General features: G+C 39.8%; 26 protein-coding genes. 14 read left to right on the top strand and 12 right to left on the bottom strand.

Going from position 1 to position 24,298, the window contains the following annotated elements:
- Positions 1-198: 198 nt before the first annotated feature.
- Positions 199-1,461: a sugar MFS transporter gene (locus PTUN_RS21275; RefSeq protein WP_040643536.1), complete on the bottom strand. Its 1,263-nt coding sequence runs from the start codon at positions 1,459-1,461 to the stop codon at positions 199-201.
- A 133-nt stretch (positions 1,462-1,594) separates the two neighbouring features.
- Between PTUN_RS21275 and PTUN_RS21270 the strand changes: the two genes are divergently transcribed.
- Together PTUN_RS21270 and PTUN_RS21265 are read left to right on the top strand one after the other, a co-directional pair.
- On the top strand, positions 1,595-2,782 hold the full coding sequence (locus PTUN_RS21270; RefSeq protein WP_009836635.1) for an AGE family epimerase/isomerase: 1,188 nt from the start codon (positions 1,595-1,597) through the stop codon (positions 2,780-2,782).
- The gene (locus PTUN_RS21265; RefSeq protein ID WP_009836636.1) at positions 2,779-3,717 is read left to right on the top strand and encodes a carbohydrate kinase family protein; all 939 of its coding nucleotides are present in this window, start codon (positions 2,779-2,781) and stop codon (positions 3,715-3,717) included. Before PTUN_RS21270 ends, PTUN_RS21265 begins: the two co-directional genes overlap by 4 nt.
- 60 nt (positions 3,718-3,777) lie before the next feature.
- Here the strand turns inward: PTUN_RS21265 and PTUN_RS21260 are convergent, their stop codons facing one another.
- The 4 genes from PTUN_RS21260 to PTUN_RS21245 form a co-directional block, all read right to left on the bottom strand.
- The gene (locus PTUN_RS21260; RefSeq protein ID WP_086009664.1) at positions 3,778-4,293 is read right to left on the bottom strand and encodes an RNA methyltransferase; all 516 of its coding nucleotides are present in this window, start codon (positions 4,291-4,293) and stop codon (positions 3,778-3,780) included.
- An 11-nt stretch (positions 4,294-4,304) separates the two neighbouring features.
- The gene (locus tag PTUN_RS21255; protein WP_009836638.1) at positions 4,305-4,802 is read right to left on the bottom strand and encodes a YcgN family cysteine cluster protein; all 498 of its coding nucleotides are present in this window, start codon (positions 4,800-4,802) and stop codon (positions 4,305-4,307) included.
- A gap of 82 nt (positions 4,803-4,884) precedes the next feature.
- Positions 4,885-5,913, bottom strand: coding sequence for a lytic murein transglycosylase (locus tag PTUN_RS21250; protein WP_040643434.1), 1,029 nt, complete (start codon positions 5,911-5,913; stop codon positions 4,885-4,887).
- Positions 5,910-6,191 (bottom strand): YcgL domain-containing protein, encoded by a 282-nt coding sequence (locus tag PTUN_RS21245; RefSeq protein ID WP_009836640.1) that lies wholly within the window; start codon positions 6,189-6,191, stop codon positions 5,910-5,912. The genes PTUN_RS21250 and PTUN_RS21245 overlap by 4 nt, the downstream gene beginning before the upstream one ends.
- A gap of 133 nt (positions 6,192-6,324) precedes the next feature.
- Between PTUN_RS21245 and minC the strand changes: the two genes are divergently transcribed.
- Genes minC through minE form a run of 3 tightly spaced genes read left to right on the top strand, consistent with a single transcriptional unit; the run spans position 6,325 to position 8,106 of the window.
- Positions 6,325-7,026 (top strand): septum site-determining protein MinC, encoded by a 702-nt coding sequence (gene minC, locus PTUN_RS21240; RefSeq protein ID WP_009836641.1) that lies wholly within the window; start codon positions 6,325-6,327, stop codon positions 7,024-7,026.
- A 5-nt stretch (positions 7,027-7,031) separates the two neighbouring features.
- Positions 7,032-7,841, top strand: coding sequence for a septum site-determining protein MinD (gene minD, locus PTUN_RS21235; RefSeq protein ID WP_009836642.1), 810 nt, complete (start codon positions 7,032-7,034; stop codon positions 7,839-7,841).
- A gap of 1 nt (position 7,842) precedes the next feature.
- The gene (gene minE / locus PTUN_RS21230) at positions 7,843-8,106 is read left to right on the top strand and encodes a cell division topological specificity factor MinE (protein WP_009836643.1); all 264 of its coding nucleotides are present in this window, start codon (positions 7,843-7,845) and stop codon (positions 8,104-8,106) included.
- A gap of 40 nt (positions 8,107-8,146) precedes the next feature.
- On the opposite strand, the gene rnd is transcribed toward minE, so the two are convergent.
- From rnd to PTUN_RS21215, 3 genes are all read right to left on the bottom strand, one after another.
- A complete protein-coding gene (gene rnd, locus PTUN_RS21225) occupies positions 8,147-9,274 on the bottom strand; it encodes a ribonuclease D (protein ID WP_009836644.1) in 1,128 nt (375 codons plus the stop codon).
- A 43-nt stretch (positions 9,275-9,317) separates the two neighbouring features.
- On the bottom strand, positions 9,318-10,979 hold the full coding sequence (fadD, locus tag PTUN_RS21220) for a long-chain-fatty-acid--CoA ligase FadD (protein WP_040643435.1): 1,662 nt from the start codon (positions 10,977-10,979) through the stop codon (positions 9,318-9,320).
- Between the two features lie 123 nt (positions 10,980-11,102).
- Positions 11,103-11,954, bottom strand: coding sequence for an alpha/beta fold hydrolase (locus PTUN_RS21215; protein WP_009836646.1), 852 nt, complete (start codon positions 11,952-11,954; stop codon positions 11,103-11,105).
- 112 nt (positions 11,955-12,066) lie between these two features.
- Here PTUN_RS21215 and PTUN_RS21210 point away from each other — a divergent pair, with 112 nt between their 5' ends.
- Positions 12,067-13,353, top strand: coding sequence for an alkaline phosphatase (locus tag PTUN_RS21210; RefSeq protein ID WP_009836647.1), 1,287 nt, complete (start codon positions 12,067-12,069; stop codon positions 13,351-13,353).
- Between the two features lie 143 nt (positions 13,354-13,496).
- On the opposite strand, the gene PTUN_RS21205 is transcribed toward PTUN_RS21210, so the two are convergent.
- The 4 genes from PTUN_RS21205 to PTUN_RS21190 all read right to left on the bottom strand — a co-directional run bounded on the left by PTUN_RS21205 (position 13,497) and on the right by PTUN_RS21190 (position 16,830).
- The gene (locus tag PTUN_RS21205) at positions 13,497-13,811 is read right to left on the bottom strand and encodes a hypothetical protein (RefSeq protein WP_009836648.1); all 315 of its coding nucleotides are present in this window, start codon (positions 13,809-13,811) and stop codon (positions 13,497-13,499) included.
- Between the two features lie 81 nt (positions 13,812-13,892).
- Positions 13,893-14,576: a tRNA (adenosine(37)-N6)-threonylcarbamoyltransferase complex dimerization subunit type 1 TsaB gene (gene tsaB, locus PTUN_RS21200; protein WP_009836649.1), complete on the bottom strand. Its 684-nt coding sequence runs from the start codon at positions 14,574-14,576 to the stop codon at positions 13,893-13,895.
- A gap of 1 nt (position 14,577) precedes the next feature.
- The gene (locus PTUN_RS21195; protein ID WP_009836650.1) at positions 14,578-16,491 is read right to left on the bottom strand and encodes an ATP-dependent DNA helicase; all 1,914 of its coding nucleotides are present in this window, start codon (positions 16,489-16,491) and stop codon (positions 14,578-14,580) included.
- 126 nt (positions 16,492-16,617) lie between these two features.
- Positions 16,618-16,830, bottom strand: coding sequence for a hypothetical protein (locus PTUN_RS21190; RefSeq protein WP_009836651.1), 213 nt, complete (start codon positions 16,828-16,830; stop codon positions 16,618-16,620).
- A gap of 335 nt (positions 16,831-17,165) precedes the next feature.
- On the opposite strand from PTUN_RS21190, the gene hisG reads away from it, so the two are divergent.
- Genes hisG through hisIE form a run of 8 tightly spaced genes read left to right on the top strand, consistent with a single transcriptional unit; the run spans position 17,166 to position 24,211 of the window.
- Positions 17,166-18,065, top strand: a complete 900-nt coding sequence (gene hisG, locus PTUN_RS21185; protein ID WP_009836652.1) for an ATP phosphoribosyltransferase — start codon at positions 17,166-17,168, stop codon at positions 18,063-18,065.
- A 4-nt stretch (positions 18,066-18,069) separates the two neighbouring features.
- Positions 18,070-19,368 carry a histidinol dehydrogenase gene (gene hisD, locus PTUN_RS21180; RefSeq protein WP_009836653.1) on the top strand — a complete coding sequence of 433 codons (1,299 nt, stop codon included), beginning with the start codon at positions 18,070-18,072 and terminating at the stop codon, positions 19,366-19,368.
- On the top strand, positions 19,361-20,425 hold the full coding sequence (hisC, locus tag PTUN_RS21175) for a histidinol-phosphate transaminase (RefSeq protein ID WP_009836654.1): 1,065 nt from the start codon (positions 19,361-19,363) through the stop codon (positions 20,423-20,425). The genes hisD and hisC overlap by 8 nt, the downstream gene beginning before the upstream one ends.
- Before the next feature lie 12 nt (positions 20,426-20,437).
- Complete coding sequence (gene hisB, locus PTUN_RS21170; protein ID WP_009836655.1) at positions 20,438-21,499, top strand: bifunctional histidinol-phosphatase/imidazoleglycerol-phosphate dehydratase HisB; 1,062 nt, start codon at positions 20,438-20,440, stop codon at positions 21,497-21,499.
- On the top strand, positions 21,496-22,086 hold the full coding sequence (gene hisH / locus PTUN_RS21165) for an imidazole glycerol phosphate synthase subunit HisH (protein ID WP_009836656.1): 591 nt from the start codon (positions 21,496-21,498) through the stop codon (positions 22,084-22,086). The genes hisB and hisH overlap by 4 nt, the downstream gene beginning before the upstream one ends.
- A gap of 27 nt (positions 22,087-22,113) precedes the next feature.
- The gene (locus PTUN_RS21160; protein ID WP_009836657.1) at positions 22,114-22,848 is read left to right on the top strand and encodes a 1-(5-phosphoribosyl)-5-[(5-phosphoribosylamino)methylideneamino] imidazole-4-carboxamide isomerase; all 735 of its coding nucleotides are present in this window, start codon (positions 22,114-22,116) and stop codon (positions 22,846-22,848) included.
- Positions 22,830-23,603, top strand: coding sequence for an imidazole glycerol phosphate synthase subunit HisF (gene hisF, locus PTUN_RS21155; RefSeq protein ID WP_009836658.1), 774 nt, complete (start codon positions 22,830-22,832; stop codon positions 23,601-23,603). The genes PTUN_RS21160 and hisF overlap by 19 nt, the downstream gene beginning before the upstream one ends.
- Positions 23,600-24,211 carry a bifunctional phosphoribosyl-AMP cyclohydrolase/phosphoribosyl-ATP diphosphatase HisIE gene (gene hisIE, locus PTUN_RS21150; protein WP_009836659.1) on the top strand — a complete coding sequence of 204 codons (612 nt, stop codon included), beginning with the start codon at positions 23,600-23,602 and terminating at the stop codon, positions 24,209-24,211. The genes hisF and hisIE overlap by 4 nt, the downstream gene beginning before the upstream one ends.
- The last annotated feature ends 87 nt before the right edge of the window (positions 24,212-24,298 follow it).

Genomic DNA, 24,298 nt, shown 5'->3' with positions numbered 1-24,298 from the left:
CAAGCAATTGAACTATACCTTTTTTATGAATACGTATTCAATAGCTAAGCTACAAATTATCTAAAATAAAACGTTGAGATATATTAATCTTTTAAAACAAGCAGATAAGTAAAAGGAGAATCACCTAAGACTTTTACAATGATAAAAAAAGCGCCCTAAGGCGCTTATAGTAATAATCACTAAAAAATGATTATCGAATTAACTCTTTTCCCATACTTGTTTTAGTTTTGTTACATTAAATGCAAACCATAAAATAAACACGTAACACAGCGCCGGAATTAAGAAACTGATTTGAATATTAGCCGCATCAGCAATTACACCTTGGAGAACCGGTACTATTGCCCCACCGACAATGGCAAGACACAACCAGCCAGAGCCTTTAGAAGTTTGAGCACCTAAGCCTTCTATTGAAAGTGTAAAAATAGTAGGAAACATAATCGAATTGAATAAACCTATAGCAAGAACTGAATACATTGCAATAGAACCGCTACTATTGATCGTGACCAGTAACAAGCTAATTACCATCACAGAGTTAAAAAATAAAACTTTCCATGGTGCGACATGACGCATTACCGCAGCCCCGACAAAACGACCAACCATAGCACCACCCCAATAATAACTGATCAGTTTTGCCGCTTGATGTTCTTCAAGACCCGCGATATGGGTTTCACCAAAGTAATTAACTAAAAAACTACCGATTGAAACTTCGGCGCCGACATAACAAAATATAGCTAATACCCCCATCACTAAGTGGCGAGCATTGATCAGCGGCTTTTCTATCTCTGAACTATTTTCATCACTATGATGCTGATGTAATTCAGGTAATTTTAAAAATGCAAATACAATTGCAATTGTTAGTAACGCACCTGCTATTAACAAATATGGAATCTTAACTGAATCTGCACGCGCGGCTTCATCGACTAGTGCACCTGCGGTCCCAAAAAATAATGCAGCACCAACCATTGGACCAATTGTTGTGCCTAATGAGTTTAGTGCTTGAGCGAGGTTCAATCGACTTGATGCTGTTTCAACAGGGCCAAGTGCAGCAACATACGGATTTGCCGAAACTTGAAGTACAGTAATGCCACTGGCTAAAATAAATAACGCACCTAAAAATAGCCAGTATGCATGCATAAGTGCTGCTGGGTAGAATAAACAACAGCCAACCGCAGCAATGCATAACCCAGCTATCACCCCTTTTCGGTAACCAATTTTACGGACTAACATCCCAGCTGGGAGTGATACGATAAAATAAGCACCAAAAAAGCAAAATTGGATCAACATAGCTTCGGTATAACTAAGATCAAACACATCTTTTAAACGCGGGATCAGTACATCATTGAGTACCGTTATAAAACCCCATAAAAAAAACAAAGTTGTCATAGCTGTTAAGGGTAATAGATAATTTTTATTATTGTGATCAGTCGCTGTATAAGACTGACCTAAATTCACTTCACTCACATTTAACGCTCCATTAACGATTTTATCTGATTGTACACAGCCTGTAGTGAAGATCACAATAAATTTATTGGAGCGTTCCAAAAGCATTTAAACTAAGTTACAGTACTAACAATAAGAAAAAGAGACCTAACAAATGCAAGATTTCAGATCAATTGAATTTTTAAGTAACCACATTGAAGCAACAATGGCCTTTTATCATCCTAGATGTATTGATCCACAAGGCGGTTTTTTTCATTTTTTTAAAGATGATGGCAAAATTTATAATCATCAAACTCGGCACTTAGTATCAAGTACTCGATTTGTTTTTAACTATGCAATGGCATATCTCGAGTTTAAACAATCTAGTTACTTACCTCTTATCCAGCATGGTTTGGATTTTATCAATCAAGTACATAAACAAAACCAAGGCTATGCGTGGTTACTTGAAGATAAAAATAGTCAAGATAGTACCAACCATTGTTATGGCTTAGCATTTATTTTATTGGCTAATGCGATGGCGATTAAAGCGGGATTAAGCCATGCAGATAATGAACTTTGCACAACGTGGGATTTACTTGAAACATACTTTTGGCAACCAGAATTTAACTTATATCGCGATGAAATAAGCGCTGACTTTGCAACAGTGAGTACTTATCGCGGACAAAATGCAAACATGCATATGTGTGAAGCATTATTAATGTGTTTTGAAGCAACAAATAATCTTCGCTATTTAGAGCGAGCTAACACCTTAGCCCATAGCATTACGCAAGTTCAAGCCAGCCAAGCCAATGGATTGATTTGGGAGCATTATGATCAAAACTGGCAGATTGATTGGGAGTATAACCGAGATAACCCAAAACATTTATTTAGACCTTGGGGATTTCAGCCTGGGCATTTGACTGAGTGGACAAAACTCTTGTTGATCCTCAACCGCCATAAACCCCAACCATGGTTAGTTGATCGAGCACAAGAACTCTTTAACAGCGCACTCACTAATGCTTGGGATCATCAATATGGTGGGATTTGCTACGGTTTTGGACCAGATAAAACAATTTGTGATTCAGACAAATATTTTTGGGTGCAAGCTGAGTCTTTTGCCGCAGCAGCATTACTTGCAATAGAAACCGGCAAAGCAGAATACTGGCAATGGTATGATAAAATTTGGCAATACTCGTGGCAACATATGATTGATCATCAACATGGGGCATGGTTTCGTATTTTGAGAAACAATAACCAGCCTTATAGTGATGAAAAAAGTCCAGCAGGTAAAACTGATTATCATACCATGGGTGCATGTTATGAGGTGATAAGGGCATTAAGGTTAAAAGGAGCACAAAAATGAGTGTGATCTGTTTTGGCGAAGTCTTAATTGATTTCTTGTCTGATGGTAAAATACCTGAATCATTTACTAAATATGCAGGTGGCGCGCCTGCCAATGTGGCTGTTGCAATAAGTAAACTTCAAGGTGAAAGTTTTTTTTGTGGTATGGTCGGCAATGACATGTTCGGCCATTTCCTACTTGAGCAGCTTCAATGCTATGGGGTAAATACTCAATGGGTAAAAGTAACTTCAGTTGCTAAAACGGCTTTGGCCTTTGTCTCTTTAGATGAGCAAGGTGAACGCACATTTAGCTTTTATCGTCCTCCTGCGGCTGATTTACTTTTTCGTAATACAGACTTTAGTCCAGAGCTTTTTAAGCAAGCTAAAGTCTTTCACTTGTGCAGCAATAGTTTGACGGAAAAAAGCATCTATCACGCCTCGTTAGCTGGTGTAAAAATGGCGAAAAATGCAGGATTAACCATTAGCTTTGATATAAATTTAAGGCTCAATCTTTGGCCTAGTACCCGCTATACTGCGGAGCGTATTTGGCACATCATTGGTAATGCGGATATCGTTAAATTCGCCCAAGAAGAACTTGAGTTTCTTTGTAATAACAGCAATAAACCTTCAACCCTAGAACAGACTATTGCTCGATGTTTTGAGCAAGGCGTGAAGCTGGTCATTGTTACTAATGGGGCAAAACCAATTTCGGTTTATACCGACAATCAAATGTCAGAAGTCGCAATAAAACCTATGCCTGCTTCAGATACTACCGCAGCAGGTGATTCGTTTATTGCAGGAGTATTATTTGATTTAGTAAAAAGGCAGATAGCCATTGACGGCGCTCAGTTAAATGATTATTTGCCAAGCATTGCCTTTGGCGCACAGTGCGCGGCCATCACGGTGACTCGCTTTGGTTCTTTTACTGCATTACCAACAGCACAAGATCTTAACTAAAAAAACACTAAAATGGGCTAAAGTCTCAGCCCATTTTAATTGTGTCAAAACAACAGAGTATTACTTTATATCTTTTAAGTTTACTTTGTTATTGGCATCGCGACTTTTGCGAATAAGTTCATCACCTTCGATGGTATAAGGCGATTTTGCTAACCGATCATATAAAACAACATTAACGGTCGCTGCAAGGTTCATACAACCTATAGTCGGAATATACACCACATCATCACACCACTTCAGAATGTCTTTGCCTAATGATCCATCTTCAGGGCCAAACACATAAAACGCATTATCTGGATGTTGGTAACGTGTTAGCGCAGTTGCGCCTTCAATCAGTTCAACCGCGATTACTTTGGCGCCCTCAGGTACAGCTTGCTTAAGATCAGCTATGCCAATTAACGGAATATGCTCAGATACGTTTTTAGTATCAGTAGCAAATTTACGCGCACGATCGAAGCGCACTCCCGAATAGAACACCGAATCTACGTCATAACAACCTGCTGCGCGCATAACTGCACCTACATTTGTTGGGCTTTTAGGATTAACCAAGCCGATGCTCGCAGAGATATTTTTCAACATAAAAACCATTAATCTTTATCTAAAGTGGGCCAAGTGGCGATGTAATCTTGAAAGTCATCTAAATCAACTTCGTTATCTTTCACAACCTTATCTTGAACACTAATACCCGCTTGGTGCATCGCAGTTTTGTCGCCATCATGGCGAAGTGGGTGCCAAGATGCTAAGCCTCGGCCTTCGTGCATACGACGATAGCTACAGCTTTGTGGCATAAAGAAGATATCTTTGAGGTTTTCTTTGGTCAGTTTAACGCAGCTAGGGACTAACGTTTGACGATTGGCATAATCTGTACATTGGCACGCATGTGCATCAAGGTATTGGCAAGCAATATTGGTGAAAATAAGCTCCTCACCGTCGCGTAATACGTCTGTAGGTGCAAAATCATCGTCATCATCACTATCAATAAATGAATTTAAACAACATTTACCGCAGCCATCACAAATCGCTTCCCACTCGTTTTGATCCATTTGGTCTAGCGTTTTGTGCTGCCAAAAATTCGCCTCTAACATTTTTAAGTCTCTACATCGCCCCAATAAGGCGGGCATTCTAGCCCAAAGCCTGATGGGGCGCAAAGTTCAAACCTAAAAAAGGTTAGATTTTTGGATAAGCAATTCTGTCAGAGAGATAACCAACTGAGGTAGCAAAATAATATGATCGATTCCAATGCATTAATGCTTTGTAATTATCGTATGCTAAATAAACGCGACCTTTTGCATCATCGGGCATCACTAATGCTGCGGTTAAAGGTACGTCGGGTAAAGGAGATCCATCAGCACGGCGTAAACCAAGTTCATTCCATGCTTTTAAATCTCGCTGCGATGCTTGCCATTGTTCTAACCATTCTTTACGTGACTTAGTGCCACGTTTGATAAAGTAGTCAGAATTAAAGTCTGTTGGTAGTTTTACCTGACGACCCCAAGTTAAATTGTTATTCCAGCCAGCCTGTTTTAAGTAGTTTGCTATCGAAGCAAACGCATCTTTTTGATTTTGCCAAATGTCTTTTTTGCCATCTTTATCGTAATCAACTGCATAAGCAACAAAAGAAGTTGGCATAAATTGAGTTTGCCCCATAGCGCCGGCCCAAGACCCTTTAAAGTGATCAATATCGATATGACCATCTTTTAAAATATCAAGTGCAGCCCAAAGTTGGTTTTTATACATTTCCTCTCGGCGACCGTCAAATGCAAGTGTTACCAGAGAAGAAACGACAGGGAAGCTGCCTTGAATTTTACCAAAGTTACTTTCAAGTCCCCAAAGCGCAACAATAAAACGTGCTTGAACGCCATATTCTTTTGCGATGTCATCAAGGAGTGGTTTATTTTCTTGGTATAAGCGTCTTGCTTTATCAATTTTCCACTGCGGAACACGTTTGGGTAAATAAGTTTCAAGGGTTTCTTTTACTTCAGGTTGATTTTTATCAGCACTGATCACTTTCTCTTTAAATTGAACTGTCGCAAAAGCCTGTTCAATTAAATCATTACTGTAACCTTTTAATGCTGCTTCTTGCTTTAATGCAGCAACATAATGATTAAACTTATCATGTTGTTCTGTTGCGTGAACTGCACTTGTCAAACATAAACCTGCAGCACTAAAAACGACTAACGCAATTTTTTTCATCACAAACTATTTGCTCCGTTTTGATTTCGTAACTGTTCTAATAAGTTCTCATTTGGTGGTGGAATTTGCAAATAAAAACCTTGCTGTGCAAGTTGATTGCGCACTTTTTCAATATCGGCACCACCTAGTACTTTTCTATCGCGCATGTTAATTAACATTACAAACTGAGGTTTGCCAAAAGTTGCCATTAAAGGCTCTGGAATACTTGAAAAATCGTCGCGACGTTCTACATATAGATAAGTGTCGGCTTTTTTACTACTTTTATATACAGCAGCTAACATTGATAGCCTTTTCGTCTTGCTTATGGGTGATTCACACTATAACATGGAAGAATTAAAAAGTGAGAGATTTTGCGGCCAAGCCGAGTGTTTTTGAAAAAATATAATAACAGGTACGCAATCCAATAGAGCAGCTATGTCAGAACAAATATTCGAATTAAAAGGCAATCTATTTACGCTTTCAGTGCTTCATGTTTATCAAAATGATATTCAGATGCTAGCAAAGCAACTTGATGAGAAAATTTCTCAAGCACCTAAATTTTTTTATGGTGCCCCGATCGTTATTAATCTGCAATCGGTTGCTGAACAACAAATTGATTTTATCAAGCTTAAACAAGTCTTAATTGATTTAAAACTCAACCCTGTTGGTGTCTGTAATGGCACTGAAAGTCAAAATACAGCAGCAAAAGAGCAAATGTTATCTGTACTTAATTATTCGCAAGATACTAAACCTGCTGCCAAAGTTCAGACCAATACCACGGTCATTGAAAAAGAAGTGTATCTTCCTCCGCAAGTCATCAATGGCACTGTGCGAGGTGGTCAACAAGTTTATGCAAAAAACCGTGACTTAATTGTACACGGTGCAGTTAGTCACGGAGCTGAAGTTATTGCTGATGGTAACGTGCATATTTATGGCCCTCTGAGAGGCCGAGCAATTGCTGGCGCACAAGGATACAGTGACGCGCAAATATTTTGCCAAAAGTTAGAGGCAGAATTGGTTTCAGTCAATGGAAATTACTGGTTAAGTGAATCACTCCAAGGTGAATTTTGGGGTCAACCAGCCTGTGTGCAATTAAAACAAGAATCATTAGAAATTACCGCATTGGTTAAAGGATAACATTCATGGCAAAAGTTATTGTCGTTACTTCAGGTAAAGGCGGTGTAGGCAAAACTACATCAAGTGCAGCAATTGGCACTGGCCTGGCACTTAAAGGGTATAAAACGGTTATTATCGATTTCGATATCGGACTACGTAATCTCGACTTAATCATGGGTTGTGAGCGCCGTGTTGTTTATGATTTTGTTAATGTAATTAATCATGAAGCCAACTTAAACCAAGCGTTAATTAAAGATAAACGTGTCGATAAACTCTTTTTGTTACCGGCATCACAAACCCGTGATAAAGATGCTTTAACAAAAGAAGGTGTCGAGCGCGTCTTAAACGAATTAAAAGAAACATTCGATTTTATTGTGTGTGATTCACCTGCAGGTATTGAAGCCGGTGCCATGATGGCCTTATATTTTGCAGATGAAGCGATTGTAACAACAAATCCAGAAGTATCATCGGTGCGAGATTCAGACCGTATTCTTGGTATATTACAAAGTAAATCAAAGCGTGCTGAAGAAGGTCGTGAGAACATTAAAGAACATTTATTGTTAACGCGTTACAATCCAGAACGTGTCGAGAAAGGCGAAATGCTATCGGTTGAAGATGTTCAAGACATTCTTGCAATCGACTTGTTAGGTGTTATTCCTGAATCTCAGGCAGTACTTAATGCCTCTAACTCAGGTCAGCCTGTTATTTTAGATACTCAATCGGATGCAGGCCAAGCATACCAAGATGCAATTAATCGTCTGTTGGGCGAAAAAGTTGATTTCCGCTTTCTAAATGTTGAGAAAAAAGGCATCTTTAAACGGATTTTCGGAGGATAATGTGGCATTACTTGACTATTTTCGTTCACCTAAAAAAGCAACTGCATCGGTAGCTAAAGAAAGGTTACAAATCATAGTTGCACATGAACGTTCGCAACGTGGTACACCTGATTATTTACCACAATTAAAGCAAGATATCCTTGATGTGATCCGCAAATATGTTCACATTAGTGCTGATCAAGTACAGGTACAGTTTGAGCAAAATGAAGATGACTTATCAGTTTTAGAATTGAATGTAACACTTCCTGACGATAATCGGCGTTAATTTAAAAAGGGTTGCTACTAGCAACCCTTTTTAATCATCACTAGTCGTGCCACTCTTTTAAAGTTTCACCCAGTAATTCACTTCGCCAGCCAGTCATCAAATCTGGTATCAAAACGTGCGAGCGATTTTGTTCGTTAAGTTTCCAATGCCAACTCAACAATTGATTGATCTGTTTTTTGCTTGCAAACACATCAACTGGTACACCGACCTTTTCTGCTACTTTAGTGATCTTTTGTTTGATTAACTTAGCTGACTTTTTATAGTCAGGATAATCAATTAAACGCGTTACCTTCAAAGGATGTGTTTCAACTGGTGCAGCTAAACCAGCTTCAACACACTGTAAAATTTGCTTACCCGATTTATTGATTTCCATCGGTTCAATGCCCGCAATTGTTCGTAATTGATTCATTGACTGCGGTTGGCGTCTGGCGATTTCAAAAAGAGTTGGCTCTTTTAAAATAAAACCAAGCGCTAAGTTTTTTTCTCTTGCTTTATCGCGTCGCCAAACAGCCAATTGATTCAGTACGGCCAATTGAGCAGGCTGCAGCTGCCAAGAGTTATTGATATCAATATGAAGCATTTCATCAGGTGTTTGATAAGCGCGTTTGGTAACGAGTAAATCACCTTCACCAATAACGATATTCATAAATCCAAGAGCTTCAATTTCAGCGCGAATTTTTTCAAAACAAGGTAGCAGATAAAATACATCCCCTGCCGCATATTCGAGTTGGCTAGCGCTGAGTGGTCGTTGCAACCAATTTGTTCTTGATTCACTTTTATCAATGGTTAAGCCTAAGAAACGCTCAACCATAATGGCAAACCCTAGACAATTGGCACCACCGAGCAAACTTAGAGCAAATTGAGTATCAAAAATTGGACTTGGAATACAGCCATGCTTTAAAAATACTTCAACATCTTCAGAGGGAGAATGTAGTACTTTCAGAATTGCAGCATCAGACATAATCTGCCAAAAACGGCTTAAATCGAGATCGCAACATGGATCGATTAAACCTAAGTGTTGACCATCAAACACTTGGATAAGGGCTATTTCAGGATAAAGTGTACGTCTGCGCATAAACTCAGTATCAATTGCTAATACTGATTGAGTCGAAATGGCTTGTAAAAATTCATCAAGTTGTGATTGTTCTTGGATATATTGATAGTGCAAGTGTGAGCCCCTTTAATAAAAAAGCCGGCTGAGCCGGCTTTTCTTAACTTGCTTCTTTTAAGGCGCGCCTTAAAATTTTACCTACATTAGTCTTAGGAAGTTCCTCTCTAAATTCAACGAATTTAGGGACCTTGTAGTTAGTTAGATTCTTACGACAATGAGCTATTATATCTTTTTCTGTTAAAGAAGGGTCTTTTTTAACAACAAAAATCTTAACTTGTTCACCACTGACCTCATGAGGTACACCAATTGCTGCCACTTCAAGCACGCCTGAATTCATCATGCATACTTCTTCGATTTCATTTGGAAATACATTAAAACCAGAGACAATGATCATATCTTTTTTACGATCGACGATATAAAAGAACCCTTCATCATCGTAGGTCGCAATGTCGCCAGTTGCAAACCAACCATCATGCATACATTCAGCTGTCGCTTCTGGTCGTTTGTAATAACCAAGCATTACTTGTGGGCCTTTAACCCAAAGCTCACCCGCTTCACCTTTTGCAACTTCTTGGCCATCTTCACCCATAATTTTAATATCAGTGCTAGGTGCTGGTAAACCAATTGAGCCATTATAACCAGCTAAATCGTACGGGCTGATAGTAACAAGTGGCGCACATTCGGTTAAACCGTAGCCTTCAACTAAACGTGTTTTAGTTACTTCTTGCCAGCGCTCAGCAACAGGACGCTGCACAGCCATACCACCACCTAAAGATAACTTTAGGTTCGAAAAATCAAGTTCATCAAAACCTGGAGTATTAAGCAATCCGTTAAAAAGCGTATTCACACCTGTGATTGCAGTAAAACGGTTATTACTTAGCTCTTTTACAAAGCCTTTCATATCACGAGGATTTGTGATTAATAAATTTAAACCACCATATTTCATGAAGGTTAAGCAGTTAGCCGTTAACGCAAAAATATGATAAAGCGGTAACGCAGTGACTACAATTTCTTTACCGCGATCAAGTACAGTATCTAAACAGCCTGATACTTGTTCAAGATTAGCAACCATATTGCCATGACTTAACATTGCGCCTTTAGAAACACCCGTTGTACCACCGGTATATTGTAAAAAGGCTAAATCTAAATGAGTAAGCTCTGGTCGTGAATAATGCTTCGCATCAGCATCAGCCATCAAACGTGCATATGGAATTACATTTGGTAATGAAAAAGCAGGTACCATTTTTTTAATATGTTTAACAACAAAATTCACTAGGTGTTTTTTCAGCCCGCCACACATATCACCAATTTCACTTAGGATTATGTGTTTCACACCCGTTTTGCCAAGCACTTCTTCAAGTGTATGGGCAAAATTGGCTAAAATAACAATAGCGGTAGTTTCTGAGTCATTAAGCTGATGTTCAAGCTCACGCGCTGTGTACAGAGGATTGACGTTCACAACCGTACAGCCGGCTCGTAAAATACCTAAAATTGCAATTGGAGTTTGCAATAGATTAGGCATCATAACAGCCACTTTATCACCTTTTTTAAGACCTAAATCATGTTGTAAATACGCAGCAAACTTTTTAGTTGCAACGTCTAGCTCTTGATAGCTCAACGCCCTACCCATGTTAGAAAATGCTGGTAATTGGGCATACTCCGCAAAACTTATTTCAAATAGGTCTAGCAGGGAGTTGTAGTGTCTTGGATCTATTTCTTCAGGCATGCCTTCTGGAAACCTGTTTAGCCAGATTTTATCCACCGTTAGCTCCTCTTATTTTTATTCATTATAGTTACCTTAATTTAACTAAGGCGATTTAACAATTGAGTAATTACTCTAAATGGCCGCATATAATCACACATTTATTCTTAACATACAATTCCCTCAACTTGCCAAAGCGACAATCTGACGCAAAATGGCGGCAAGCCGTTGTGGTTGCTCCATATGACAATGATGGCAACCGTCTAAATCATAGCGGGTAATTGCGTTAAAATCCTTCACATACTCTGCATATTTTTCACTAAAACCAGCACTATTGGAGCTGGCAAGTACTACATGCACATTATGTGGAATACTCTTACAAATTTCATGGGCTTGCTCATCACAAAAACGAAATGCAGATGCAAGTTTCAGTTTTGGGTCAATGGATAGTTTTACGCCATTATTAATAGGAATACAATTTCTCTGCATAATTAATTCACTGTTTTCTTTATTTAAATCAGAAACCTGCATTCTCATCAGAATTAATGATTCTAAATCTTGAAAAATTTTAGCTGGTTTATTATGAAGTCGAGAACGATTTTCGAGCGCTTGGCGTAGCTGTTGTGATGATTTATTTGCCGCGGTGGTCACAAATCCAATACCGTCGATCAACGTTAGGCTTTTCACTTTTTCAGGAAAGCATGCCGTAAATAATGTCGCGACCATTGCCCCCATTGAATGCCCGACCAAATGAATAGGTTCTTTAATTTCGTTTTTGATCATGTTTAGCACATCATCAACATATTCAGTTAAATAATAATGTGCTGACGAATGGCGCCAGTCAGAGAGTCCATGCCCAGGAAAATCAAAAGCATAACATTGATATTCAGTTAAAAAATTAAATAAAGGAATAAAACTATGGCAATTATCTTGCCAGCCATGCAGTGCTAAAATTGTTTGCTGAGTTTTGTCTCCATGCTTAATACCGCGTAAAGTTAAATCATTGCTTTTTACAATTATTGAATCGAACGTCACAGTTTTCTCACTTACAATTGGTTACTGTTATCTAACGGTTACGCACATAAATTTGTTTTTATTATACAATGATGCACGTAAAATAAAGCTTCCCAGACAATAAGAACATACTATGAAAAAAATATTTACCCTAACCGCATTAGGTTTACTTTCATCATCCGTTTATGCCAGTGCGCCAAAAAATATTATTTACATGATTGGTGACGGTATGGGCCCAGCCTATACCACTGCTTATCGCTATTACTCCGATGACCTAACAACAAAAGACGTCGAGACAACCGTATTCGATTCTATTTTGACCGGTATGGCACGTACTTTTCCTGATGATCATACTTATGTTACCGATAGCGCTGCAGGTGCGACAGCCCTAAGTACAGGCCATAAAAGTTACAATGGTGCTATTGCTGTCGATACGGCAAAAAAACCGCTTGAAACCATGCTAGAAATCGCAAAAAAACGCGGCATGTTGACAGCTCTTGTTGCAACATCTCAAATTAACCATGCCACACCTGCAAGCTTTGCTGCACACAATGTTCATCGTAAAAACTACAACGAAATCGCAAATGACTACATAGATAACAAAATTAATGGTCGCCTACCTGTTGATTTACTGTTAGGCGGTGGTACTGACTATTTCAAACGTAACGATCGTGATTTAGTGGCTGAATTCATCCAGTCAGGTTATCAGTACAGTGATGATTTATCTTCAATTAATTCCATTACCTCAATCCCAGCTCTTGGGTTATTTGCTAAAATAGGAATGGATTTTGCGATTGATTCAACACCCGATCGCCTTACTCAAATGACAAATAAAGCGTTATCACTGCTTGAAAAACAAAATAAAGATGGTTTTTTTGTCATGATTGAAGGCAGTCAAATCGATTGGTGTGGACACGCCAATGACATTCGATGTGCAATGGGTGAAATGGATGATTTCGCTCATTCAATTCAAGCAGCAAAAAACTATGTTGATAAACATCCTGATACCTTACTAGTTATCACGGCAGATCACTCTACAGGTGGACTTACACTTGGTGCAAATGGCGAGTATAAATGGGATACTGAGGTCATCAAAGGGGTCAAAGTAACCGCTGAACGTCTCGCAAAAAAAATATTAAAACACCAAGATATTAACGCAACGTGGCAAAAATACGTTTCATGGCCGATTGATAAAACGCAACTGCAAGCTCTTTCTCAAGCAAAAGAACAAGGTAAAGATGCATTATTTGATGCTGTTAAAGCAATTATTAATTCTAAAAGCTATACCGGCTGGACAACAGGTGGTCACACAGCTATTGATGTTCAAGTATTTGCTTATGGGCAAGGTTCTGAAGCGTTTAGAGGTCATTTAAACAATACTGATATTGCTGCAAAAATGATTGAATATATTAAGCAGTAAATAATAAAACTGAATTTTGGTTCATAAGGGAAGCGAGGCTTCCCTTTTTTAAGCGAGTAAACGTGCAGTTTAAATAATAATTCGGCTGAAATTGTTATATTCACCTACAACAATGCCTAATTAGCTTTAATAGATTCGCTTAGTTAAACAAAAATATCTACACCAACAAGCTGCTGTACTTCTTCTCGTCGTTGCATATTAGCAAAACTTTTATAAGCCGAAATTGCTAAACTCGCTTTATGATCGGGCTTGTCGTAAATCGTCGAAGAAACTGAGCTAGCAAATGGGTTATCGCGGGCAAGACCCGCTAATGCATTAACATCATTTCGAATATAAGAAGCTGACGGTGATTTTGCTTCTAAAGTGTGTTCAGGCTGTTTTTTAACAAAAGCAGATTTGCCCGACGTTACACTGTAAAGTCGTCCACCATCCGTTGTTGATAAAAGTGTTACAGCCATCGTCGATTCATAAACCAATGTAGATTACCGAAGTATAAATGAGCCAATCAATTTGTAAATATAAGCCAAACTTAATATAACTTATTCACGTCCTGGTAGTTTTTGCCAAGTGACAGTATCGCGAACATAAACTGGTTGAGCATTAGCTGCATCGGTTGCTTCACCAGCATTAAACTTTGCCTCTGCTAAGGGCAACATGTACAAGCTATTAGGTAAGATGATTGTCGAGTCAACAGAGATGTTGTCTCTTGCTACTGAGTCGGGATAAGTTTGCCACCCCGTGCCGACTGCAACAGCTGAGCATAAGGGTAATGACACTTTTTCAGGGTGTATCACCATTTCCTCTCCCACTAATTGAGCAAGGCCATCCGCATTTTTTTGATAATGAGCAAAATAAATTTCACTCATTCTGGCATCAATGGCAACAAAAACATCATCACAGTGATGTTTTGCTATCGCTTCTTGCGCCATGATTTGAAGAGTTGACACACCCACCACAGGTAAATTCGCTGCATAAGCAAGACCTTGGGCAATCGACACACCAATTCTGACCCCTGTAAAACTACCGGGTCCTTGGCCAAAGGCTATCAAATCAAGGGCTGCTAGTTCACAATTTCCTTGAGCAAGAACCTGCTCAATGGTTGGTAATATTTTTTGACTGTGCTCTTGCGGACAAACTTCAAAATGGTTTGAAATTGTTTCATGCTTTAATGCTATAGATAATGCTTCAGTTGATGCATCAAAGGCTAAAATTATTTGGCTCATATTATTCTATCAAAGTTAAAAAATCGGCTGCTCTGTCTAAGTCTCGAGTACGTTGCATCGCAGGTAAACTGGCTAAAAATAACCCACCATATTGGCGAGTGACTAGGCGGTTATCACAAATAACGAGTACGCCTTTATCATTCTGATCGCGAATTAATCGCCCAACACCTTGCTTTAAAGTTATAACGGCTTGTGGTAGTTGGATTAACGCAAAAGGATCACCCCCTTGCATTTTACAATCTTGCATTTTAGCTTGTAATAACGGGTCATCAGGTGCCACAAAAGGCAGTTTATCAATAATTACGCAGCTTAAGCTACTGCCACGTACATCAACCCCTTCCCAAAATGATGCAGTACCAAGCAAAATTGCATTACCGTGACGAATGTATTTCTCAAGTAAAATACGTTTTGAGGTTTGGCCTTGGACAAAAACAGGGTATTGAACGAGTTTACTGAGTCCTTCAGCTACTAAATTCATCATTCGATAACTGGTAAATAAAATAAAACAGCGACCTTTTGCGGCTGCAATCATCTTAAGTGCTATTTTGACTAGGCTATGTGCCATATCAGGCGAATTCACCTCAGGTAAATAGCGTGGTAAACAAAGTAACGCTTGATTATGGTAATCAAAAGGGCTCTCGACAATAAAGCTCTTTGAAGGCTTTAGCCCTAACGCTAAATTAAAATGCGTTAAATCATCCTTGACCGATAAAGTAGCAGAGGTAAACACCCAGGCAGCATCAGACTTTTCAATCAATGCAGCGAACTTGTCCGAAATATTTAACGGAGTGATATTAAAGGTAACATTACGTTTTGTGGTTTCATACCAATAACTAAAACCATGAGCTTTGGTATCAAACATTAAATCGAGTAGCTTTCGCAATTCCACACACCGGTCAAACAAATGGGCAATGTTATCACTACGCGCTAACGCTAACTTTGTGACTTGATACAAAAATGTGATGTCATTAATAATACGTTCAACAGCCCGCTTCACATTTTCATTTTTATGGGTTTCACGCCAATCCCCTCGGCTACTTTCAAGTGGGAACTGTAATCGAAAATCACCCACACTACTTTGAAGTTTATCAAGTGACTTACCCAGTTGGATCATATCAAACAGCTCAGTTCGATAAACCAATCTTAAGTCATTAATTAAATCAAACAGCGATTTTGTACTGACCGATTGACCAAAATATTGGCTGGCAATTTCAGATAACTGATGAGCTTCATCAAAAATATATGCACTAGCAGTGGGAATAAGTTCACCAAAACCACCCTCTTTTACCGCCATATCGGCAAAAAACAAATGGTGGTTTACCACCACTAACTCTGCATCAATCGCTTTTAATCGCGCTTTTTTAATATAACAATTGTCAAATTCAGGGCATTCTTTGCCCAAGCAGTTTTCCGCAGTAGAGGTAACATAAGGTAACACTTTTGCATCTTCTTCAATGCCTATGCAATCTGCCATATCGCCAGTTTTTGTCTGCGTTGCAAATTTAGCGACCATTGCCAACTCATGCATCACATCAATATCATCTGTCGGTACATGACTGACATGTTGGTTTAAACGGTACGGACATAAATAATTGGCTCGCCCTTTTAAAAGGGCGGTTTTTTTTCCAATTGTGAGAACTTTTAAGAGCTTAGGTAAATCGCGATGGTAAAGTTGTTCTTGCAGTGCTTTTGAACCTGTAGAAATAATCACTTTTTTGTCACTCAGCAAAGCAGGTGCCAAATAAGCAAATGTTTTACCTGTACCCGTACCTGCTTCAACCACCAACTGTTGCTGCTTTTTTATTGTTTCTTCAACAGCTAAAGCCATATCGATTTGAGCTTGGCGAGGCTGATAGCCATCGATTTGTAATGCAAGCGGTCCTGTTGCACTAAAAATATCTGAAATTAATGGCATAGGTAGATTTGACTTCACTTCTTTGGAGCAGCAATTTGAACCGATATGGTACGTGACCAAGCAGAAGCTGACTAGTTAAATTATTGAAAAAATGATTACATTAAGCTCGCAAATAAATGAGGTATATTACACCCAAATGTCTAAATGAGAGTCTGACTCGTCTTCATCCTCTGTGGGTTTCTCTGATTTTTCACCACTGAGCTTTTGTTCTTCCAACCTTTTTAACTCTTTGTTTATCTTTCTTATTTTTGCATCTTTCACACCTGCCACATATATCGAACGTCGCTCTGATGGGGTAATGTGTGCTATACGGGGCAGAAAGGGTAAAATCGCGTCCATTTCAAATCCTTTTATTGTTTGTTGCCATAACTATATTATCGTCAGTTATAAGATATTCTAAAGTTTTCATCTCTTTTATATTGCACGATTTAAAAATCCATGTTTTTCTATAGGGGTATTCAACACTCTAGCAACATTAAATAAACAAGAGCATTAAACAATGATTTTTAACCTGAACACTATTCATCATCACCATCATTCATCGGAATAGCCTTTCAGGTCTTTCGCTGAGGGGTTATTCCTTAAAAGGAGCCTCTAGCGAATTTAAATAGTTTTCATTTTCGCCCCGAGGTCTCCCCTCGGGGTTTTTAGTTTTACTAATTAGGAAAAAGAAAATGACAGATTCAACACGCTTACGCATCGCAATACAAAAATCAGGCCGTTTATCTACAGACTGCCAAGACTTACTGAAACAACTAGGCATTAAACTTGAACTTCGTGAACAACGTTTAATCGCACACTCAACCAACATGCCAATTGATGTATTACGTGTTCGTGACGATGATATCCCAGGTCTTGTTATGGATGGCGTATGCGATTTAGGTATTGTAGGTGAAAACGTATTAGTTGAGGCATCAGCCGACCGCGCACGCCAATCATTGCCAAGTGAAGTTACAAAATTAGCCCAACTTGATTTTGGTTATTGCCGTCTTGCCCTTGCTTGGCCACAAGAGTTAGGCCCAAAAGACAAGCAATGGTTTCAAGGTAAGCGCATTGCAACAACCTACCCTGAAATTTTAAGCCAATATTTAAAGCGTGAAAATATTTCTGCAAGTGTCGTAATGTTAACTGGTTCAGTCGAAGTGGCACCTCGCGCAGGTCTTGCGGATGCAATTTGTGACTTAGTATCTACTGGTGCAACCTTAGAAGCGAACGGTTTAATTCAAGGTGAAACAATTTTAGAGTCTAACGCCTGTTTAATTCAAAACCCCGCCTTAAAAGATGATGCAAAACTGTCTCTGATAAACAAGTTATTACCGCGTTTACGTGGTGTGAAACAAGCCAAAGAAAGTAAATACATCATGCTACACGCGCCAAAATCTCGTTTAAATGAAATATGCGCATTATTACCAGGCACAGGTCAACCGACGGTTCTTGCATTAGCTGCATCTGATGAATTAGTCGCACTGCACATGGTGAGCTCAGAAACATTATTTTGGGAAACAATGGAATCACTCAAAGCACTCGGTGCAAGCTCGATTCTTGTTATGCCAATTGAAAAAATGATGGAGTAATTCAATGATCCTGTGGAATGAGGCTACCGCAATTGAGAAACAAAAGGCGTTATTGCGCCCTGCGGTAAAACAAAGTCAATCGGTTCAAACAGCAACTGCCGCTATTTTAGAGCAAGTAAAAGAGCAAGGCGATAAAGCGTTACTGAATTTAGCTCAGCAGTTTGATAAGCGCAGCAATGCCCGTTTATTAGTGCCACACGCTGAAATTGCGCAAGCATCAAGTTTATTAACAACTGAGCTTAAAACAGCGATTGATATTGCCTATAACAACATCAAGCAATTTCATCAGGCGCAGCAACCCAAAGCGTTAAAAATTGAAACTACGCCAGGTGTAGTGTGTGAGTTGAAATATCAAGCCATTGCTGCAGTAGGTATTTATGTGCCAGGCGGAAGCGCCCCGCTACCTTCTTCGGTTTTAATGCAAGGGGTGCTGGCACAACTTGCAGGGGCACAAACAATTGTATTGGCAACGCCAGTAAAAGGCAGTGAAACAATTAATCCAGCTATTTTATATGCTGCACAACTTTGTGGCATAACAACGATTGTTGAAGCGGGTGGCGCTGGGGCTATTGCTGCAATGGCCTTTGGTACAGAGTCGGTTCCTAAAGTATTTAAAATCTTTGGCCCTGGAAATAGTTTTGTCACTATGGCTAAACAGTTAGTGGCGCAGCAAGTCCCAGGTCTTGCGATTGATATGCCAGCAGGTCCTTCGGAAGTGTTAGTTATTGCCGATGAACGTGCAAATCCTGAGTTTATTGCGGCAGATTTACTCTCTCAAGCAGAGCACGGTGAAGATTCGCAAGTGGTATTAGTTACAAACAGTGCCAATATCATTGAAGCCGCTCAGGTTGCATTATCTAAACAGTTAAATAACCTTAGCCGAAAAGACATTGCTGGTGCAGCGCTTGAAAACTCGTCGTTCATTTTAGTTGATTCAATTGAGCAAGCGTTTGAGGTTTCGGCCCAATACGGTCCAGAGCACTTGATTTTACAACTTGGTGATGCCACGCCCTACCTTGATTTAGTTAAAAATGCAGGCTCAGTATTTGTTGGCGACTTTACTCCAGAATCGGCAGGTGATTATGCTTCTGGCACCAATCATGTATTACCGACCTATGGTTATAGCCAAGTGTATTCAAGTTTAAACCTACTTGATTTCTATCGTACTTATACCATACAAACTATTTCAAAAAGTGGCTTAACTGAACTTGCCAAAGCCATTTTACCTTTAGCTGCTGCTGAAGGACTTGATGCCCATGGCAAAGCCGTATCGATCCGATTAGAGAGTATCGTAAATGATTAATTTTATTGAACAGTTGTTACCAAAAAACATTGCGAACTTAACAGCATATAGTTCGGCAAAAAGTGAAAAAATCACTGGTTCTACATGGCTAAATGCTAACGAAAGCCCTTTTTCACAACAAATTAGTATTACACTTGATGATTTGAATCGTTACCCAGAGCCTCAACCTGAGGCTGTGATCAACGCCTATGCGCAATATTCTAACCTTAATAATAATCAGGTTTTAATGACGCGTGGCGCTGATGAAGGTATTGAACTATTAATTCGTACTTTTTGTATTCCACAACAAGACAGCATTGCGTTGTTTTTGCCAACGTATGGCATGTATAAAGTAACTGCAGAAAGTCACAATGTGGCTCTTAACGCGCTAACACAAGCTGAATTACAAACAGGCTCCATTGCATCATTGATTAAAGAAATTGGCACTAGCAAGTTAGTTTTTATTTGCAATCCAAATAATCCAACAGGGGCAATGGTGTCTGTTGATAGGATCCGAGAAATCAGCGTACAAGTTGGCAGTAAAACATTGATTGTGGTTGACGAGGCTTACATTGAATTTTGCCCTGAGCAGTCGGCTTTATCTTTACTTGAGCAATGTAATAATATCGTTATTTTGCGTACGCTTTCTAAAGCATTTGGTCTGGCGGGTTTACGCACTGGGTTTATGTTGTCGCGCCCAGAAATACTGGCACCGGTTCGAAAAGTCATTGCACCTTATCCAGTTTCAACTGTAGTTGCACGGATTGCTGAAAATGCACTCACCCCAAGCTCAATCACCACAATGCAGCAGCAAGTAACCGACCTAAACCAATTTAAGCAACAATTAATCAAAGAATGTAAGCAATCAAGTGCCATAAAATCGGTATTAACTGGTGAAGGTAATTTTGTCACCGTTGAACTCAATAGTGTCAGTGTGCTCGACATCGCAAAAGAAATGGGATTAATAATGCGCCCGTTTACCCTTTTTGGTTCAAATGCTTGGCTTAGAATCAGCATTGGTAATCAACAAGAACTTAAACAAGTATCCATTTGGCTTGATGCCATCAATCAACAATAAGAGTAAGCAGTAATGAGTTTTCCCTATTTATTTATTGACCGTGATGGCACCCTGATTTATGAGCCAATCGAAGACAAACAAGTCGACAGTGTTGCCAAAGTAAAATTAGAACCGGGCGTTATCCCTGCTCTATTACAATTACAAGCTGCGGGATATCGCTTAGTGATTGTTTCTAATCAAGATGGTTTAGGCACTGATTCATTCCCTGAAGCAAATTACCATGTGGCACAAAACCACATGATGGATATTTTCACCAGCCAAGGGGTTAAATTTGAAGACGTATTAATTTGCCCACACTTTAGCGAAGATAACTGCGCCTGCCGCAAGCCTAAAACAGGGCTTATGACTGGTTATTTGCGTTCAGGCAAGGTCGATTTATCACGCTCTTTTGTGATTGGCGATCGCCAAACTGATATCGGCTTGGCCGAAAACATTGGTTGCGAAGGCATTTTATACCAAGGCGATTGGCAAAGTATTACAACGCGTTTATTAACGCCTAACCGCTGCGCCCTAATTGAACGTAATACCAAAGAAACTCAAATTGCACTCAGGCTTAATCTAGATAGCCCAGCAAAAGGCAGTATTGAAACAGGGCTTGGATTCTTTGATCACATGCTAGATCAAATTCGCACTCACGCCAATATTGAGCTCGATATCAAAGCCTCGGGTGATTTATACATCGATGAACACCACCTCGTTGAAGACATTGGCATTGCGCTCGGTCAAGCAATCAAAACCGCTCTTGGCACAAAATCACAAATCGCACGTTATGGGTTTGCCTTGCCAATGGACGAATGCAAAGCTGAAGCCCAGATTGACTTGTCGGGTCGTGCATCGTTGGTATTAAACGCCAACTTCAGCCGAGAAAAAGTAGGCGATATGGATGTCCAAATGGTCGAACACTTTTTTAAAAGCCTGACCGATAACTCAGCATTAAGCTTAATTTTGTCAATTAGTGATGGCAATTGTCACCACCAAGTTGAAGGATTGTTTAAAGCGTTTTCACGCGCACTTAGAATGGCCATAGCTAAAGACGCCACTCAAGTATTGGCCAGCTCAAAGGGAATGTTATGATTGCTATCATCAATACCGGTTGTGCCAATATAAATTCTGTACGATTTGCCTTTGAGCGATTAAATTGCCCAACACAAGTGATTAGCCAACCAGAGCAACTGGCTCATTTTGACCGCGCGGTACTGCCTGGTGTTGGCCATGCAAGTGTTGCGATGAAACGCTTAATTGATGGTGGCTGGCAATCCGCCATTACTGAGTATCAAAAGCCATTGATGGGCATTTGTTTAGGAATGCAATTGCTGTGCGAATCGACTGAAGAAGGTCATATCGATACCTTAGGCTTGATCCCTGGCAAAGTATCGTTACTTGAGACCGGGCAACTGACATCACCCCACATGGGCTGGAATAATTTGCACGTTGAGTCAGCTCATGCTCTTACTCAGGGCTTATTAGCATCTGACCAAGTGTACTTTGTACACAGTTTTGCCCATAGCGTTAATAGTGCAACCTTAGTAAGTGGTGAATATGGCGAGCGATTTTCTGCCATTGTGGCCAAAGATAATTTTGCAGGTATGCAATTTCATCCTGAACGTTCAGCCAAAGTTGGCGCTCGATTATTAACAAACTTTATTGAATGGCGCATTTAGGCGACCAAAAACAGAGAGACTTAAACTGTGATCATTCCAGCATTAGATGTTTTACAAAACCGTATTGTTCGTCTATACCAAGGCAAGTACGATACTGCGCAATTTTACCCATATGAGTTAGGTGCTCGCTTAGCCGAGTACGCAGGAAGCGGCGCGTCTAAATTACATTTAGTAGACTTAGAGGGCGCTCGAGATCCGAGCAAAAAACAATGGCAACACATTCAAAAAGCATTAGAAGGGCTCAAAGTACCCTTTCAAATCGGCGGCGGCATTCGAAGCGAGTCAGACATCAGCACTTGGCTAGCAGCAGGCGCGAAGCAAGTAGTGATTGGTTCGATGGCTGTGGAGAAGAGCGAGACAGTGAAAGCTTGGATAAGCCAATTTGGCCCAGAGAAATTTGTCATCGCTTTGGACGTGAACAAGACTGAAAACGGCTGGCTTCCGGCAACCCATGGTTGGCTTAACAATGCAGAACTTGGATTATTTGAGTTAGTTGCTTTTTACAAATCGCTCGGCGTCAATGAGTTCTTATGCACGGACATCAGTAAAGATGGCACCATGACTGGCCCATCTTTTCCTTTGTATCAAGACTTACTAACTCAATTCCCTGATATCCAAGTCCAAGCCTCTGGTGGCGTAAGCTCCCTTGATGATATTGCTAAATTAAAAACGCTTGGTGTCAGCGGCATTATTTTGGGTAAGTCACTATTAGATGGCGCCTTTAGTGTTGAGGAGGCCATTACATGTTGTCCAAACGCATAATTCCTTGTTTAGACGTTAAAAATGGCCAAGTTGTTAAAGGTGTGAAATTCAAAGAACACGAAATAATTGGTGATATTTTACCCCTTGCCCAAGCTTACAGCGACGCAGGTGCTGATGAACTGGTGTTTTACGAGATCAGTGCCAGTGTTGAAAAAAGACTGCTTGATTTAACTTGGGTCGAAACGATTGCACGCCACATTGATATTCCGTTTTGTGTTGCCGGTGGCATTAAATCAGTAAGCGATGCCGGTCGAGTACTCGAACAAGGCGCAGATAAAATCAGCATTAACAGCCCCGCTATCGCAAATCCACAGTTAATCAAACAGTTACATGATGAGTTTGGTAAACAATGTGTGGTTGTCGGTATCGACAGTTTTTATGACCAAGAAACAAATCAATATTTAGTTTACCAGCTGACAGGTGATCCCAATGCCTCTTCGCGCACCCGTTACACCACCCTAGATTGGGTTAAGCATGTACAAGATTTAGGTGCAGGTGAAATTGTTTTAAACTGCATGAACCAAGATGGTGTGCGTAATGGTTACGATATCGAACAACTCAATTTAATTCGTGAACACTGCCATGTACCGCTCATAGCATCTGGCGGAGCCGGTACAATGCAAGACTTTGTTGATGTTTTTCATCAAGCAAATGTGGATGGTGCACTGGCTGCAAGTGTGTTTCATAAAAACATCATTGATATTCCACAACTTAAACAATTTTTAGCCAAAAATCAGGTGGCAACTCGACTATGAAGTTAGATTTAAGCAATTATCAAAACCTAGACTTTGCAAAAAGTGAACTGATCCCTGCGATTGTTCAAGATATCGCAACTGGCACAATATTAATGCAAGGCTTTATGAATAAGGCTGCGCTGGAGCAAACTTTAACCACCGAAAAAGTGACTTTTTATAGTCGTTCAAAAGAGCGTCTTTGGACAAAAGGTGAAAGCTCTAAAAATTACTTGCATGTAATTGATATTCATACTGATTGTGATCATGACTCCATTTTGATTTTAGCAACGCCTGACGGCCCTACCTGCCATTTGGGCACTCAAAGTTGCTTTCCTGGCGCAACACCGGATTGGGCATTTTTAGGTCAGCTTAATCGCGTAATTGAATCACGTAAAACAGCGTCACCAGAAAGCAGTTACACTGCTTCATTGTTTGCTAAAGACATCAGTCGCAGTGCACAAAAAGTTGGGGAAGAAGGCGTGGAAGTTGCACTTGCAGCTGTTAAACAAGACCGTGAAGAACTGATTAATGAATCTGCGGATTTATTATTTCATCTGCTGGTTTTATTACAAAAAGCAGATGTACCAGTAACAGAAGTAATTGCTAATTTAGAAAAACGCCACAAATAAGGACTCCAAACAGAGTTAAGTCGGTTTAGACTGATTTAACTCTAATTGCCTTAAATCATAGCTTTTGACTGCTTGGTTAGTTATCAT

This window comes from Pseudoalteromonas tunicata (genome assembly GCF_002310815.1).
GTDB lineage: Bacteria > Pseudomonadota > Gammaproteobacteria > Enterobacterales > Alteromonadaceae > Pseudoalteromonas > Pseudoalteromonas tunicata.
Note: the sequence above shows the minus strand (reverse complement) of the source record. Positions and strands in the feature narration are given on the sequence as shown.